This window comes from Saccharospirillum alexandrii, assembly GCF_043641555.1.
GTDB classification, from domain to species: Bacteria; Pseudomonadota; Gammaproteobacteria; order Pseudomonadales; family Natronospirillaceae; genus Saccharospirillum; species Saccharospirillum alexandrii_A.
Window position 1 is genome coordinate 109316 of sequence record NZ_JBHZRJ010000002.1, and the last position, 15583, is coordinate 124898.

The 15583-nt window shown below is 57.7% G+C and carries 10 protein-coding genes and 1 tRNA gene; 9 read left to right on the top strand and 2 right to left on the bottom strand.

Going from position 1 to position 15583, the window contains the following annotated elements:
- Positions 1-76: 76 nt before the first annotated feature.
- Positions 77-2761: a DUF2339 domain-containing protein gene (locus ACHUE7_RS06370; RefSeq protein ID WP_394169252.1), complete on the bottom strand. Its 2685-nt coding sequence runs from the start codon at positions 2759-2761 to the stop codon at positions 77-79.
- A 164-nt stretch (positions 2762-2925) separates the two neighbouring features.
- Between ACHUE7_RS06370 and gltX the strand changes: the two genes are divergently transcribed.
- Both gltX and ACHUE7_RS06380 read left to right on the top strand, forming a co-directional pair.
- The gene (gltX, locus tag ACHUE7_RS06375; RefSeq protein WP_394169881.1) at positions 2926-4407 is read left to right on the top strand and encodes a glutamate--tRNA ligase; all 1482 of its coding nucleotides are present in this window, start codon (positions 2926-2928) and stop codon (positions 4405-4407) included.
- 127 nt (positions 4408-4534) lie between these two features.
- Positions 4535-4610, top strand: a tRNA-Ala gene (locus ACHUE7_RS06380).
- A gap of 244 nt (positions 4611-4854) precedes the next feature.
- Here ACHUE7_RS06380 and ACHUE7_RS06385 read toward each other — a convergent pair.
- Positions 4855-6660: a glycerophosphodiester phosphodiesterase family protein gene (locus ACHUE7_RS06385; RefSeq protein WP_394169253.1), complete on the bottom strand. Its 1806-nt coding sequence runs from the start codon at positions 6658-6660 to the stop codon at positions 4855-4857.
- Between the two features lie 154 nt (positions 6661-6814).
- Here ACHUE7_RS06385 and ACHUE7_RS06390 point away from each other — a divergent pair, with 154 nt between their 5' ends.
- The 7 genes from ACHUE7_RS06390 (at position 6815) to ACHUE7_RS06420 (ending at position 15521) form a co-directional block, all read left to right on the top strand.
- Entirely contained in the window at positions 6815-7636 is an 822-nt protein-coding gene (locus ACHUE7_RS06390) for a hypothetical protein (protein ID WP_394169254.1), read from the top strand.
- Between the two features lie 207 nt (positions 7637-7843).
- Entirely contained in the window at positions 7844-9745 is a 1902-nt protein-coding gene (locus tag ACHUE7_RS06395) for a patatin-like phospholipase family protein (RefSeq protein WP_394169255.1), read from the top strand.
- A gap of 268 nt (positions 9746-10013) precedes the next feature.
- A complete protein-coding gene (locus ACHUE7_RS06400; RefSeq protein WP_394169256.1) occupies positions 10014-11126 on the top strand; it encodes an extracellular solute-binding protein in 1113 nt (370 codons plus the stop codon).
- A 129-nt stretch (positions 11127-11255) separates the two neighbouring features.
- Positions 11256-12356, top strand: a complete 1101-nt coding sequence (locus ACHUE7_RS06405; protein WP_394169257.1) for an ABC transporter ATP-binding protein — start codon at positions 11256-11258, stop codon at positions 12354-12356.
- The gene (locus ACHUE7_RS06410) at positions 12349-13236 is read left to right on the top strand and encodes an ABC transporter permease (RefSeq protein ID WP_181952700.1); all 888 of its coding nucleotides are present in this window, start codon (positions 12349-12351) and stop codon (positions 13234-13236) included. The genes ACHUE7_RS06405 and ACHUE7_RS06410 overlap by 8 nt, the downstream gene beginning before the upstream one ends.
- Positions 13233-14039 (top strand): ABC transporter permease, encoded by an 807-nt coding sequence (locus ACHUE7_RS06415; RefSeq protein WP_348475151.1) that lies wholly within the window; start codon positions 13233-13235, stop codon positions 14037-14039. Before ACHUE7_RS06410 ends, ACHUE7_RS06415 begins: the two co-directional genes overlap by 4 nt.
- Positions 14040-14294: 255 nt before the next feature.
- A complete protein-coding gene (locus ACHUE7_RS06420) occupies positions 14295-15521 on the top strand; it encodes an ATP-grasp domain-containing protein (protein WP_348475153.1) in 1227 nt (408 codons plus the stop codon).
- Positions 15522-15583 lie beyond the last annotated feature (62 nt).

Sequence of the window (15583 nt, forward strand, 5' to 3'; positions counted from 1 at the left end):
AATCCGGTCGACTGCCCCGACCGGGCATGAACCCTGCCTCTGGCAGGGTTTTTTTATGGTGTTGGTCGGGTACCGGTTATGCCTGATCCGGTGTGTTCTCGACATCAACTCGGGCTTTAGGGGGCAGGGGTGACACATATCCGACCACCAGCAGCAACAGCCCGACGACAATAAAGGCAATGATGCCTTCCAGTGTATTGGCATCGCCCATATCGACCACAAATAGCTTGACTACCACAATACCCAGCAAGGCGGCCGCGACCATCCAGACTGGTCGCCAGCCCCGTCGCGTCGCCAGCACCATGACTGCCAGGCCAGATAACGTCCAGAACACCGAAACCGCCGCTTGCGCCAGGCTGGAGGCCAGAATGGCGTCCATGTCCCAGGCCAGCCCGGTCCAGTGGTGTAGAGTTCGGATCAACACGGCGTTTAGCCAGAGGAAGAGCAGGGCGGACAGTCCTGCCAAGCCCTGGTGCAGCGTTAGCGTCCGGTTGGTGCCGGCGCACAGCGCTTTCCAGCCCGCATAGCCGGTAACCAGAACCAGGAGCTGGGTCAGATCCAGCGGATTCAGCAGCGGCACATAGGGCAGGGCGCCAAAAGAGCCATTGCTGGTCGTGCTGATGAAGGCCGTCCAGTTCACCAGAAACAGCAAGAGCGGAGTACCCACCCAATCGGCATAGGTTGTCTGGTGTGCTGTCACTGGCCAGAAACGGGCGCGTAACACCAGCCAATAGAAGGGCACCACAATCAAGACCTGTGCAACGATCGGCCAGTCCGACTCGGGGCCGGTGATATGCGCCACCCACCAGACCAGCTCAACTCCGAGCAGCAACACCAGCAGCAACGCACCTGTCGAATGCAGGCCTGTCAGCAGCCGGGGCCAGGCTGGCTCGCGGCGGTCCCGTAGCCACAGCAACCCATAGAAGGCGCTGAACAACAGCAGCCAGCCGATGGCGCCATACTCCGCCATTGGATGATTCAGGATATAGAGCGCAGGCGCAGCGGCCAGTGCCATTGCCATGAGCAGGCCGACCGGGGTGAAGCGCAACGCGGACCAGTCGAGCTTCCATTCCAGCCAGCCGAGTACGGCGGCTGAGAGTGCCAGGAAACTGAGCACCATTGCCCACTGAGCGTCGGGATCGACAAAATAGAGAATCTCTACCAGGCCGTTCCCAAACCACCAGAGCAATCCCCAGACCAGTAACGGTACCGTTAGAAACGGCGTTGGCAACGGCAGTGCCAGTTTGTTTGACCGGAGCAACAGGCAACTGCTGAACAGGCCAGCGACGGCGACAAACAGCCCGCCAATAAAGACGGCATTGAGCACCATCCAGTCGGAATGCCGGTCTAATGCCTCGGGGAAAAATAGCGCACCTGCCCCGAGTTGAAGGGCGATGGCAAACAACGCGCCCAGCGTACGGTTCTGGCGCAGACTGATCCAGAGCATTGCAGCGCCTTCAAGCGCCCAGGCCGTCGCCACCCATTCACCATCCAACGCGAAGGGGATGGACAGAGAGGCGAACACCAGCGCCAGCGCCAGGTAGGCTTCGCTCAGTAACCGATAGGCGGCTCCCCCGAAACGGCGGCACGCCACCGTAAGCGTCGCATAAAAAACACCCAGCAACAGCGCTGAAATGGCCAGACCATACTCAAAGGTGTGGACCAGCCCTGCTTGCAAAGCGAACCCGACGACGGGCACACCAAATACCAGAGTCCCGTCGACATAGCCCTTAAGCCTGGGCGGCTGGCGGCTGGCAAACAGCAGCGCAATCAGTACATAGAACAGGAAAAAGAGGATCAGAAACGCCTGGGCACCGGGCAACAGGTCGATGCTGTAGCGCAGCGTCCCCCACAGGGTGCCAATGACAAAGGTGAACAGAAAGCCGACCAGGTTAAGTACGCGCCACGCTTTGAACCAGGCCATGCCCAGAATGCCAGCGTTCAGTACTGCGTAGTAACTGAACAGGGCAATGTGGCTGCCTTCTCCGGTTGAAGCCAGTACCGGTGCGAGAAAGCCACCGGTGACCGCCATGATGGCCAGGGCAGGGGCGTTTTGCAGCACCGCCAGCGCAGCGGACACCACAACCATAACCAGCAAGAGGGCAAAACCGACACTGGCCGGCACCAGTTGGAACAGGCGCAAGGCCGTGAAGGCGGTAATGTAGAGAATGCCGACGCCACCGCCCTGAAGGACCAGCGCATAGACGCCCCGGGAGCGGCGCAGCCACCAGCCGAGCCCCAGCAACACCAGCCCGAGCGCGGCCACAAAGAACACTTTGAGCTCTACCGGCAGAACGCCCTGAGCGTTGGCATAACGCAACAGAAAGGCGACGCCAAAGAACAGTACGATGACGCCCACCCGCACAATCAGATTGCCTTCCGTGAAATAGCGCTTCACCCGATCAAAGGCCTTGTCCAGAAAGGAGGGCGCACGCGGACTTGGCTGAGGAGCACTGTGCTGCCAGGGGTTTTTCGCAACATCGGGCTCATACTGTGTGGCCGATGGCTCCGGCGATGCCGGGCGAGATTCGCTTGCAGAAACGGCAGACGCCGCAACCGGGGCTTGCCAGTCACTGTCTGCCACCGTCGGCGGAGGTTCCGGTGTTTGTGACCCTGCCTGCTCGTCAGCTGCTGGCGCTATTGCTTCGACAGACGGCCCGGCCTCGAGCCGTTGTTCCAGTGCCCTGACGGTCTTTTCCAACCGGCGAATCCGAACCAGCAGGTATACCAGCCCAGCGATCATTAACACCCATAAAACCATAACCGACGTTTCCCTTTGGATCGGTGCAAAGCCGCATCCTATAACATTGGGGTGACCCAGCGGAAGGCGGCACAGCGCCAAGGCTCATCGAGGCCCTTGGTTACCGCAGACCGGAACCGGTATACTGCCGCCTTTTCTCACGGCATATAAGAGACACCATGGCTATGACTAAGATTCGCACCCGTATCGCTCCGTCGCCCACCGGCGACCCGCACGTTGGTACCGCCTACATTGCGCTGTTCAATCGTGCCTTCGCCAAGAGCCAGGGCGGTGAATTCATTCTACGCATCGAAGACACCGACCAGGTGCGTTCAACGCCAGAGTCCGAAGCCGCGATTCTCAATTCACTGAACTGGCTCGGTCTGAGCTGGGATGAGGGCCCCGACTGCGGCGGCCCACACGGCCCCTACCGGCAAAGTGATCGCAAGGCGATCTATCAGGACCACGCTCAGACACTGCTCGACGAGGGCCATGCGTTTCACTGTTTCTGTACCGCTGAACGCCTGGATGAGATGCGCAAGCAACAGCAGGAAACGGGCCAGTCCGGCTACGATGGTCACTGCCTGGCGCTCAGCGCAGACGAGGTTAAATCGCGGCTGGACGCCGGTGACGCTTCAGTTGTGCGGATGAAAATTCCCGAAACCGGGCACTGTGAAGTGGCCGATTTGCTGCGCGACCCGATCGAGATCGAATGGTCGCAAATCGACATGCAGGTGTTGCTGAAATCGGATGGCATGCCCACCTATCACCTGGCCTGCGTGGTCGATGATCATTTGATGGAAATTAGCCACGTGCTGCGCGGCGAGGAGTGGATCTCCTCAACCCCGAAACAGATTCTGCTGTATCAGTACTTCGGCTGGGAACCCCCGGTGTTCTGCCATTTGCCGCTGTTGCGCAATGCCGACAAGTCCAAACTGAGCAAGCGCAAGAACCCGACGTCGATCGATTATTACCACAGTCTGGGCATCTTGCCGGAAGCGCTGATCAACTTTCTCGGCATGATGGGCTGGACCATGCCCAATGGCGAAGAAAAGTTCACGCTCGATGACATGATCGCCAACTTCGACGTAAAACGTATTTCACTCGGCGGCCCGGTATTCGACCCGGAAAAACTCGACTGGCTGAATGGCCGTTACCTGCGTGAAGACCTGACGCCAGAGCAACTGCTGCAGCGCCTGCTCGACTGGAAATTCAATGCAGACTACGTCAACCGCTTCATGCCGCTGGTGCAGCAACGCATCGAACGGCTGAGTGATGTCGCGCCATTGGCCCAGTTCTTCTTCCAGGGTATGCCGACGCTCACGCCGGCCAGTTTCGAATCGGTAAAGCTGGATGAAGACACCCTGAAAAAAACCCTGCAGTTGATTCTGTGGAAGCTGGAGGCCGAACGTCACTGGGGCAAAGACAACATCATGGCCGATGTTAAAGCCGTGTCCGACCACTTGGAGCTGAAAATGCGCGATGTGATGGCGCCGCTGTTTATCGCCATTACCGGTTCCGCCGCTTCTGTTTCAGTATTGGACGCCATGAACATTCTCGGCCCGGACATGACCCGGGGCCGCCTGCGCCACGCCATTGAGATTCTGGGTGGTCTCGGCAAGAAAAAGCTCAAGAGCCTGGAGAAAGAACTGGCCGCCATCAGCTGACCCCATAATTCGGGTGCAAGTTGTTGAATTAAAAGCAAAAACAGCTTGACACCCGAGGGGCAGCTTTCTATTATTGCGCCCACTTCGAGGTGAGTGTTCGACACCGCTTTGAAGTCACCGAAACATCGGGGCTATAGCTCAGCTGGGAGAGCGCCTGCATGGCATGCAGGAGGTCTGCGGTTCGATCCCGCATAGCTCCACCATATTCTTTAAAAAAACCGGTCCCTGTGACCGGTTTTTTTATGGTCGCTAATCTTTCTATGTGGCTGTGGAGACGGCGGTGGACCGGGTAGGCCTCTGTCGGGGTCGGCGTGAATCCGTCACTGGCGGTCCGACGTCTCGGGCCTAGGCCGCAGCATCCCTGCTGCGGACTTCCCCGCCAGAGGCCTACCCGGCCCACCACCTTAATCTGTATCAATTCAGAAAATCACCCACAGCCAGCAAAGCTCACCACATCCAATTCCGCAACCTAAGCAACAATCGTTCAGGCTCTGAAAGCTCAGCTCGTTCGGCGAGCAGTGACGCGAGCAACTCGGGTCGGTCGGTGATGATGTTGTCGACGCCCTGGTCAATCATTCGCGACAGGGCGCGGCGGTCATTGACGGTCCAGACATGAACTTCCTGATTCTGCTGGCGAATCGCGCTGATGCGAGCCGGGCTGATCAGTGCATCCCGCAGGGAGAGCACATCGAAGGGTTGGCCTTCAATGGCGCCGATAACCGAATGAACCAGCAGGCTGGTGCGCAGACGGGGTTCCAGCTGTTGCACCTCGCGCAGAACCGGCGGTTCCAGGGCTGCAACCAGGGTGTGTTCGAGCATGTTTTCTTCACGCAGAACCTCTACCACCCGGGGGACCAGACCCGGGCTTTGCGGGCTGCTTTTTACTTCCAGGTACAGGTGTGCTTGGCCGCGCATGAGCGCTATGGCTTCGGCCAGGGTTGGGATGCGGGCGTTGTCCGGCTTGGCTGTTGGGGTTCGGTCGGTATCCAGAGCCTGTACTTCGGCGAGGGTCAAATCCCAGACATCCCGCGGATCGCCAGCGACTCTGAGCAGGTCTTTATCGTGCAGCAGTACCAGTTGGCCATCGGCTGTCTGGCGAACATCGAGTTCGATGTAGTCGGCGCCGTCCTCTATCGCATACTGAATGGCCGCCAGCGAATTGTCGGGCGCTTTCAGTGAACTGCCCCGGTGTGCGGTTATGGCAATGCTTTCCGGTGTGTTCCAGCTGTTGAACACATAGCCGACCTGAACCAGCGCCAGAATGACCACGAACAGTTCTATCCCCCAGGCAAACGCGCCCACCTGGCGGGGCTCCGGGTCTGGAGGCAGGCCGATGTGACGGCCCTGTCCACGCTGATAAAGCTTCAGAATGACCAGGCTGTTAAGGCTGACACCGATAAAACCGGCCGCGACTGCGAGCACGGCGTAAATCAGAATCAGCACGACCATCACCGGGATCAGCAGGCTGTAAAATTCCGGCAGAATGGCCAGCAGAGCCTTGGCCAGACCCTCGAACACCAAAGCCAGAACCAGGGGCAAGAGCGCGATACCGCCACCAGCGGTCAGCAGCAGTGCAGCGATATTCAGTCTTGCGCCCTTACTGAGCAGCGCACTGCGTTTTAACGCCTGGCGGGGTGGCAATTCTTCGAGCAACAGAATCGGCAGCGCCAGTACCCAGCGCAAGTAAAGGCTGCCATTGACCACAGCGATAATGGCGAGCATGGCGCCCATGATCGCCAGAAAACCCCAGTAGGCGGGTGGTTGCTCGGTAATGACGTAGTAAAGATCGTAGCCAGTGAGCAGGGTGTTGAACGATACAATGATGATCAGCAGGAACGGCGCGGCAACCAGCAATTGCACGAACACCTGAATACCCGCCAGGCGCAATAACCTGGGTAGCCGGTGTGCGACACGCCACAGGGCGCTGGCCGAGGTATGAAAGCGGTTGTCGCGGCCATGCGAAACCACCAGCATCATACCGGCGTGTTGCAGGAACACCGCCACAATGGCGAGCGTTCCCGACACCAGAATCCACAGTAGACCGGCCGGTGAGATCAGGAACCGGGCCAGATCAACGTTGCTGATCAGCGATGCATCGGCGAGATTGACCAGCACCGACAGCAGCCAACCCGAAACCGGAGAGAGCAAGCTGAACGCCAGTATGGTGAAATAAAGGTGGAACGCGAGCAGAGGTCGCCGGTGATAGCGCAGGCTGGCCAGGGCGTGTCGAAACAGATGTCGGTTGGTAACCATAGCCTCCGGGACACTGTACAGTTGATGTCGGCCGTTGATTCAAACAATTAGCGGGGTTATGCCTCGATTATAACTGAATGACCCCAAAACGTCTGCGCCGGAGCAGGGGAGTGGTATTCTCGGGGCTGTCATTTACAACCAGCGGAGTTACTCATTGACGAACGTGGGCCCCTTCACTATTCGGGTATTTGGGGTATTTATTGCCCTGGTTACTCTGGCATTGCCCGCGGTTTGGGCCGACCGTTTTGGTCTGTCACTGACGCCAGCGCAGCTGGATTGGGTCGGTGCGCGCATTTACCAGAACGAATGCGCCAGCCGCCCTGAATGTCTGGTGCACTGGAATGAAGGCGAAGCCTTCCCTTCGCTGGGTATAGGTCACTTTATCTGGTACCCCGGCGGCGTTGACGGACCTTTTGTGGAGAGCTTTCCCGGGCTGGTCCGTTTTGCCCGGCAGGCCGGTGCTGCTGTACCAGACTGGCTCGCTGAGTTATCGCCGATGGACGCCCCCTGGTCCGACAGATCAGGCTTTCTAGCGGCGCAATCAGAGCCCCGGATGGCATCGTTGCGCCAGTGGCTGGCCGATACCCGGGGTCTGCAGGTGGCCTATATTCTGGACCGGGCTCAAGCGTCACTGGCACAGGTTGTGGCGGCAGCACCGGCCAGTCAACAAGCCACTCTGTCCCGACGCCTGGAGGCACTGGTTGCCACGGCAGGGGGCAGTTATGCGCTGATTGACTACGTCAATTTCAAAGGCGAAGGTCTGGCGCCCGGTGAAGCCTACCAGGGCCAGGGTTGGGGCTTGTTGCAGGTGTTGCAGCAGATGGCGCACTACGAAGCGCTGCCTGCGCTTGATGCCTTTCGCCTGTCGGCGGCAGACGTTCTGACCCGTCGCGCTGAAAACGCCGAACGCGATATTGAGCGTGAACGCTGGCTGCCCGGCTGGCTGAACCGTCTGGAAACCTACCAGGAACCCTAATTTCCATACCCGAAGGCGAGGCTCAGTGACTGATTTTATGCCATCGCCACGACCATACATGACGTTTCCAGATTGCCTTCTATACTACACTGCGAATCAGGCCTCCAGTGCGACTGGAGCCCTGTGCTGTTCAGGGATTCGAGCAGATCGATCGCGCAGTACGATTCCCGCAAGTCCGGGTTCAATCGCATAACACAGGAGGTGGCGGTGACGGCACAATTCAGAAATCTGGTATTTGAAGGCGGCGGTGTCAAGGGCATTGCTTACGTTGGGGCCATGCAGGTGCTAGCCCGACGCGGCTATCTGGACCACATCACCCGGGTGGGGGGCACCAGCGCGGGTGCGATCAATGCCCTGATGTTTGCGCTGGGTTACGACATCCAGACTCAGCGTTCGATCATCCAGTCGGCCGACTTCAACGACTTCATGGATAATTCCTTTCTGTTCATTCGCGATATGAAACGCCTCTGGTCGGAGTTCGGCTGGAATCGGGGCGATTTTTTTGCCGAATGGGTGGGTGGCTACATCAAGCAACAACTGGGTAATGCCCGGGCCACCTTTGCCGATCTGGCCGCAGCCGGGCAGCCCGATCTGTATGTCGTTGGCACCAATCTGTCGACCGGTTATGCCGAAGTGTTTTCCCGCGAGCGCCATGCGCGCATGACCCTGGTCGATGCGGTGCGCATCAGCATGTCCATTCCGCTGTTCTACCGGGCCGTGCGTCACGGACCGCGTGATGATGTGTATGTCGATGGTGGCGTTCAGCTCAATTACCCGGTCAAACTCTTTGACCGGGAACGCTATATTGATATGGACGCCGAACCGGAAGCAGCGAGCCGGCCAGAGTATTACGAACGCGAGAACGATCGGTTTCTGCTGGAGCGGCCCGGACGCAGTCCCTACGTTTACAACCGCCAAACACTGGGCCTGCGCCTGGAAACCCGGGAAGACATCGGGATTTTTCGTTACGACGAACCACCCCGCAGTGAGCCGGTTAAGGATTTCGGTGGCTACGCCAAAAGCCTGGTTCGGTCGTTACTGAGAGTTCAGGAAAACCAGCATCTGCATGGCGATGACTGGAAACGAACGCTGTACATCGACACTCTGGATGTGGAAACCACCGATTTTAATTTGTCCGACTCAAAAAAGCAGGCGCTGATCGAGCAGGGCATTCAGGGCGCAGAAACCTTTCTTGGCTGGTTTGAAGACCCGGAAAGCGTGCCACCAAACCGCCTGCCTGACGCCCGGGTTCCGCGTGTGCTGTTGCAGCGGGGGGCAACCGGTGAGGCCGTCGTGGCATTGCAGTCACTGATGAATCGGGCCGGGACCATGCTGATACCCGATGGTGACTTTGGGCCGGGTACCGAACGGGCCGTTACGCATTGCCAGGCCTGGGCCGGGCAGCCTCAGTCGGGCGTGGTGGATGACGCCTTATGGACCTGGCTGGAGGCACTGCCAGAGCCGTTCCCTCCCTTGCCAACGGAGGGCGTTGCCTTTATCGCGCGGGAAGAGACCGGCGGTCTGGCTTTTTATCAGGATCATACCCGCTGGCCGCATTACCCGGGTGAAGCCAGCGGCATCACCATTGGTCTTGGTTATGACCTGCGCATGAACACCCTGGCTGATTTCAAACGCGACTGGGCGTCGGTGCTGCCGCCGTCTGTGTTCAAGGTGCTGGCTCTGGATATCGGTAAGGCCGGCACTAAAAAGCGTGCCAAAGCGTTGAGAGAAGTGGGTATCGACATCCCGTTCAACCTGGCCTGGCAGGTGTTTACTGCCACAACGCTGCCGCGCTATTACGACCTGACGCAGAGTATTTACCCGTCACTCGACCAACTGCCCCCGTTGTGTCGCGCGGTGCTGGTCAGCCTGGTGTTCAACCGGGGGGCGTCGTTGCGCGGCGAAACCCGGCGTGAAATGAAGGCTATTCAGGCCTTGCTGGACCAGGCGGACAAAGCCTTGCCCGACCAGCAACGCTGGCAGGCAATACTGGTTGGCGTTGAGGATGAAATCGTGGCCATGAAACGGCTCTGGAGCTCTGGTTCCGGTCTGGTCAAACGACGTCAGGCGGAAGCCAATTTATGGCGTCGGGGGCTAGAGACCCGTTGAAATTGCATTGTGGTGTAATGAATCGCTTTTGGTTTGAATTCATTAATAAGGGCCTGAGCGGGCGTGGCAGGTGGGTTGGATCATCAATAGCGGGAGGAAAAACCAAAAAAATGACATAAAAACATCACATTCTTGTCATATTTATATTAGATTCTATATTGAACGCTTGTTCAACAAAGCGCGTTCAGTCGATTGTGCGCTATTCACAGACCGGGGCTGACCGGATCGTGCGAAAAGAATTTTCAGGAAAGACAACTGGAGTGGGACCATGACCTTTACAAGACGGAAGTTTATAAAAACATCCATGGCTGCTGGCGCAGTTGCCGCCAGTCCCTTCTACATCAACCGGGCACTGGCCGAGAGCCAGGAGCTGCGGATCTACGCCTGGGCCGGCTACATAACCGACGAAATGCTGAACGATTTTCGGGAAAAGACCGGCATCAATGCAACCTTTACCCCCTATGGCACCAATGACGAGTTGATGAACAGCCTGCGCGCCACCGACGGCTCCGGCTTCGACATCATCATGCCGACGGTTGACCGCGTGCCGGGTTATGTCGATTTTGAACTGGTGCAGGCACTGGATACCAGCCGCATCAACTGGGATGGTGCTCTGGAAAGCGCCATCGAAGGGTCTGAAGTGGGCGGGGTTGTTGACGGCAAGCGCTATTTTGCACCCTCCGACTGGGGCACCGAGGCGATTGCCTACCACACGGACTATTCCAGCATAGACCGCAGCAACCTGAGCTATGGCGATCTGTGGAACCCCGATCACGGCACCGGTGTGACCGTGCGCGGCCACTCGGCGCTGATCGGCATTGGCCTGTGGCTTGAACAGCAGGGTCGCCTGCCGTTTCCCTTGCTCGACATGTTCCAGACAGAAGCCGCAGCACGCGCCAACTTTGATGAAATTCTCAAGGTCGCCGTTGAGCACAAGGGCATGATTGCTCAGTTCTGGAATACCGAAAACGAAGCCCAGGGCGCGTTCCGCACCAATGGGGCCGTAGCCGGTCAGACCTGGGACAGCACCGCCTTCAATCTGATTCAGGAAGGTCTGCCAATTGCCTACGCAGCGCCCAAAGAAGGGGCTCTGGCTTGGATGGAAGGTTTCGTGATTCCCAAGAATGCCCAGAACGTCGATGCGGTGTACGAGTTCATTAACTGGTATTACACGCCAGAGGCGGGAGCCATGTTTGTGAAGGCCACGGGCTACAACTCGACCTCACGCGGTGCCGAAGCCCTGTTGCCACAGGCGACCAAAGACTTCTTCACCAACTCCTACACCGAGCAGGATCTGGCGAACCTCTGGTGGTGGCCCATCCAGGAGCCCTGGTATGTGTCGATCCGCAACGAGTACCAGGACCGGTACCTGTCAGCCTGATCAGACCGGACATAACCGCTGCAACAGCGGATTCCAGACAGCCCCGCCCCGTGCGGGGCTTTGGTCGTTCCGGGATGGAAGGCCTGAATAATGTAGGTATCAGGGACGCTTAGACAGGAAGTAACTGCTATGGACAGTCGAGTCCATCTTGACAACATCTCCATGAAATTCGGCGACTTCACAGCCGTACATCCCCTGGATCTGGACATACAGTCCGGTGAGTTTTTCAGTTTTCTGGGCCCCTCTGGCTGCGGCAAGACCACCTTGTTGAACATTGTCAGTGGTTTTTTGGAGCCCACGACCGGGTCGGTCAATATTGGCAATGAGCCCATGGCTGCGGTGCCCGCCAACAAGCGGCCCACCTCGATGATATTTCAGAATCTGGCGCTGTTCCCGCTGATGAGTGTGGCGGAAAACATCGAATTTGGCCTTGAGGTTCGAGGCGTCAGCAAAGCCGAACGGCGCAAGGTATCCGACCGGTTGCTCGAACTGGTGGATCTGCCGGGCAGCGGCCAGTACCGGATCGATGATCTGTCCGGCGGTCAGAAACAACGGGTGGCCATTGCCCGGGCACTGGCGGTGGAACCGAAAGTGTTGCTGCTGGATGAACCTTTGTCGGCGCTCGATTTAAAGCTGCGCCAGCACATGCGCACCGAGTTGAAAGAAATTCAGCGACGCACCGAAATCACCTTCATCTACATCACCCACGATCAGGGCGAAGCGCTGACCATGTCGGATCGGGTTGCGGTGATGTCGGCGGGGCGCCTGCAACAGGTTGACTCCCCGATTGAGCTCTACCGCAAGCCCAAAACCGCCTTTGTGGCCGAGTTCGTTGGCGAAAACAACCGGTTGCCGGGCAAGGTCATCTCCATCGATGGTGAGCAGGTGGTGGTCGATTGCGGCGCAGCCGGCCAGTTCAGGGGCCAAATGGGTACCCGGCTTGAGCCGGGTCAACCCTGCGGCCTGTACGTACGCCCGGAAAGCCTGCAAGCGGCCACCGAGCAGGATGTTAACCGCCTCGATGTCAGTGTCGAAACCGTCAACTTTGAAGGCGCCCACCTGACGCTTGAGACGCGCCACGCCCAGTTGCCCGCTCAGATTCATGTGCAGGCCGATCAGCGCGCCTATGGTGGTCAGGTAGATCAGGGGTCGACACTGTCCCTTGGCTTTCAGGTCGCTGAAACCGTGGTATTGCCGGAAGACAGACCCCTGGAGACGGCTGATGATTAAGCAACTGACCGCCCGATTTGGCAGGCCGATGACGCTGGTGGTCTTGCTGTTGCTGTGGTTCTGGCTGATTGTGCTGGTGTTGTTGCCACAGCTGATCATGATCGACTATTCGTTCAAGCCCAACCTGATTCCGAGCCAGCTTGGGGGGCCGGAAGACGTCTACACCCTGGGTAACTACCAAACGCTGATTGGTAATGACATTCACCGAACCATCTTTTTCAAGACCATCTGGTCGAGCATTCTGGTGACGGTGCTGACCCTGCTGGTTTCCTATCCGGTGGCGTATTTTCTGGCGCAGCTGGCAACCGCCAAACAGGTGATGCTGATTGCGCTGCTGCTGGTCATTCCCTACTGGATCAACGAAATTCTGCGGACCTTTTCCTGGTACCTGATTTTGTCGTTCCAGGGCCCGCTGAATGCCCTGTTACTGGGGCTGGGGTTGATCGACCGGCCGGTTCGCTTTCTCACCGGCGATGGCGGCGTGCTAATAGGCATGGTGTACGCCTATATTCTGTTTATGGTGTTTCCGCTGTATAACGCCATTGAGAGCCTCGATAACAACCAGGTGCGGGCCGCCCGGAACCTGGGGGCAGGGTTGCTTCGTATCCACTGGCGCATCGTGATTCCGCACGCCAAACCCGGTATCGCCACCGGCTGCATCATGGTGTTTATGCTGGCTGCAGGTAGTTACGCGGTGCCGGCACTGCTGGGTTCTCCGGGCAGCCGCTGGTTTACCCAGATCATCTACAACTGGTTCTTTGAAGGTGGCGACTGGAACATGGGGGCGGCCTATGCCTTTGTGTTGCTGATTCTGTGTATCGGGTTCATTGCCGCGGTAATGAAGGTGTTCCGCATCGGACTGGGGGATATTGGCAAATGACCTCGCAACGACTCATGTACTGGAGCATTCGCTTTTACCTGGTGGTGTTCTTTATCTATCTGTTCACGCCTCTGGTGATCATGTCGATCGCCACCTTCAACGACAGCCGTTTTCCTACGATCTGGCCCTGGCGGGAAACCACCTGGCGCTGGTTTGGTGAACTGGCCAACGATACTGCCATGTGGGAAGCCCTGCTCAACAGCTTTATTGTGGGCCTGGGCGTGCTGGCGCTGGCGGTGCCAATCGGGGTGTCAGCCGGGTTGTTTTTGTCGACCTATGAAGGCAAAGGCAAGAACTTCTATTACAGCCTGATGCTGTCTCCGCTACTGACACCGGGTGTAATCATTGGCATTTCCACGCTGATCTTCTGGCGTAACCTGGGGGTGAGTGGCGGTATAGGGCTGACGGTGATCGCGCAAACCACCTTTATTGCTGCCTACGTGATGCTGATGGTGCTAGCACGGCTACAACGGTTTGACCGAACGCTGGAACGAGCGGCCTACAGCCTGGGGGCCACGCATTCCCAGGTTGTTCGCCGGGTGTTGTTGCCGTATCTCAAGCCCGCCATTATGACGGCGGCTGTGATTGCTTTTCTGCAATCGTTCGAAAACTACAACACCACGCTCTTTGTGCGGGGTTTCGATACGACGCTCACCGTCTATATCGCGACCAAAGTGCGCACGGGTCTGACACCGGCAGTAAACGCACTGGGCCTGATCATGATTCTGGTGACCGTGGTTCTGGCGGTGGCCTATGAAGTGCTGCGGCGCCGTGAACAGAGCCGAAAAGACGCGGCTGTCTGAGCGTATTTTTGACCGTTTAACGCGGTGATCCTGCCGGAACTGGGCAGAAATCACCGCGTTTAGCCCCTCTTTTTTACCCCGATATAAAAAAATTCCAATGTGTCTTGATGCCCGTGATAGCGGTCTCTGCGGCTTATCGTAACGTTGATTGTACCCGCGGCTCGGTGTACCAGAGCGGCTCACTGGCGTATGGTGGGTCGCACCAGATCTCGCTAAAGAGGTTGGATCCATCTATCAATCAAAGAGGCATCTCTTATGAAGAAAGATCCAAACAAGGGTTATATAGCATTGCTGGGCTGGAGCCTGAATGCCATTGAGGCTGCAGAGAAATTCGACCGACGTTACGTCGTGGTCGCGCCCGACTGGGCCGAAGAATACTGTCTTGAACACAAGATCCCCTATGTCCCCTGGAATTTCGAACGGTTGAACGACCGGTCTATGGAAATTGCACAGACGCTGAAAGACATGGGCGTGGATGTGTCGATTCCCCTGTTCGAGGAAACCGTTGAATGGGCTGGTGCCATCAACTCGGTATTGCTGGATAACCCACGTTTGCTGGGCCAGGCCATGCTGATGCGTGACAAGTCGCTGATGAAGCGGCGTGCCCAGCTGGGTGGCATACGGGTGGGTATTTTTGAAGAAGCCCATGACCGGGACGACATCATTCGCTTTTTAAAACGGGTCAACCAGACCCTGCTGAAACTCGATGGCGACCCGAACGATCCGATTCACGTCAAGGCGTTCGATAAAGCCGGATGCCTTGGCCACCGGGTGATTCGCACCCCGGATGAAGTCGACAGCATTCCCGATGAGGAGTTTCCTTCTTTGATGGAGTCGCATCTGGATGGCTGGGAATTCGCGGTTGAAGCCTGGATTCACAACGGCAAGATCCGATTCCTGAATATTTCCGAGTACGTCAAGCTTGGTTATTCGGTCTACGTGCCGGCCTCCCCGGAACTGGAAGTCTACCGCGAGAAGATCACGGCTCAGATCGAACTGCTGATCAAGACGTTCGACATCGAGTTCGGGCTGATTCACCCCGAGTACTTTGTGACCAGCGATGGCACCATGTACTTTGGCGAAGTGGCTTACCGGCCGCCGGGCTTTAAGGTATTTGAACTGCTGGAGCGGGTTTACGAGGGCTTCAATGCCTATCAGGCGACCATGCTGGTATTCGACCCGAAATCGACTGACGAGGAGGTGGAAGCCTACTTCCCGGAGGCGGTTACCGATGCAAAGGCCCATGCCGGTTGCTTTGGTGTGTACCCGCGTCGCCGTGTTGTCAGCCGCCTGGAAATTCCGGAAGAGACGGAAGACCATCCGTATTTCGAGTCCCACGAGCTGACCACGCCTCAGGAAGAGATTGTGACCAAACGCACCGCCTTTGGTACCCACTGGGGTCTGCTGTTCTTTGTGGGTAAGGATGCCAAGGAGATGCATCGCTTGCTGGAACGTCAGCAAGAACTTGATTTCTATATCTAGTCTGACATTCAGACCATGGCCAGCCAGTTGAGAATTGCTGGCCATGTTGTGACAGTCGCTCC